Source organism: Bacillus sp. LR_5 (assembly GCF_042709275.1).
The window spans coordinates 1-1,361 of record NZ_JAVAXX010000586.1 but is presented as its reverse complement, the minus strand read 5'-3'; the positions used below and the strand labels follow the sequence as shown (position 1 = coordinate 1,361).

Genomic DNA, 1,361 nt, shown 5'->3' with positions numbered 1-1,361 from the left:
CGAAAATGATTCTCCAAATCATCATGGTTATCATTGGAGGAATCATTGCGGCATATGGACTAGAAACAGTGCTCATTCCAAACAGTGTATCTGATGGAGGGGTGACGGGTCTTAGCATCGTTGGTTCACAGCTATTCAACTTGCCGCTGGGGATTTTGATTGCTGTGATCAACATTCCATTTGTCTGGTTAGGATATAAGCAAATTGGGAAAAGCTTTGCATTATTATCAATTATCGGAATCGTATCGCTTGCCGCGGGGACAAGCTTTTTCCACCACACACCCGCTATCATAGAAGGAGATACCCTGTTAATTACCGTTGTCGGCGGGATTATCCTTGGATTCGGAATGGGGCTGGCGCTGCGTAATGGCGGCGCATTAGATGGAATTGACATGCTTGCTGTGCTGCTATCCCGAAAACTGCCATTCGGAACGAGCGATCTCATTCTATTCTTAAACCTATTTGTGTTTATTTTTGTTTCCACAGTATTTGGCTTACAAGGGGCATTGCTTTCAGTCATTGCTTACTACATTGCATCCAAAGTGATTCATGTTGTGGAGGAAGGCTTAAGCGGCTCTAAAACCTTTCAAATTATTACAACCCAACCTGAATTAATGGTAGAGACAATACGTGATCAATTAGGCCGAAGCGCCACATATAAAGAAGCTTACGGGGGTTTTTCCCACGAGAAATTTAAAGAAATCACATGTGTCATCAACCGTTTAGAAGAAACCAAACTAAAGGAAATTATTAATGATATTGATAAATCCGCCTTTGTCACCGTATATGACGTAGCTGAAGTGAAGGGCAGCAATTTTAGAAGTCTTAATCATCATTAAAAAATAGAATGACCTTTTTAACGGTAACTGACATATCGCCGGTAAATGTAATCAAAAACACTTTTTGAGGGCTTGTGGGTGTCACCGGTGAAGGTCTGAATCACAGAAATACCAAGGGCGTCAAAACCCTTGGTATTTTTTCTGGTTATTAGATTTTATCTTCAGCTTTACGTGCTGCTTCGAGCTTATCAATCCTGTCTTTATATTTTTCTCCCCAGTCCTTCATGTGCAGGATAACAGGTTCTAATGTTCTTCCAAACTCAGTTAAAGAGTATTCGACTTTTGGAGGGACCTGTTTATAAACCTCGCGGTGAATCACGCCATCCCGTTCCAATTCTCTTAATTGTAGCGTGAGCATACGCTGGGTAATTTTTGGGTATAGTTTTCGAAACTCATTAAACCTCTTTTTACCGTCAATGAGATGATAAAGAAGAATGCCTTTCCACTTACCTCCGATGATATCTAATGTTGTCTCCACCGGACATCCTTCAAAGTCATCAGAAGAATAATCAATGCCGAGTT

Annotated in this window: 2 protein-coding genes; one reads left to right on the top strand and one right to left on the bottom strand. The window is 41.0% G+C overall.

What is annotated here, in order from left to right; translation table 11 throughout:
- On the top strand, nucleotides 1-839 hold an 839-nt coding region (locus tag RAC86_RS38715; RefSeq protein WP_377886958.1), incomplete at its 5' end, for a YitT family protein.
- 148 nt (nucleotides 840-987) lie between these two features.
- Here the strand turns inward: RAC86_RS38715 and RAC86_RS38710 are convergent.
- A partial coding sequence (locus RAC86_RS38710; RefSeq protein ID WP_377886957.1) for a winged helix-turn-helix transcriptional regulator occupies nucleotides 988-1,361 on the bottom strand: 374 nt, incomplete at its 5' end.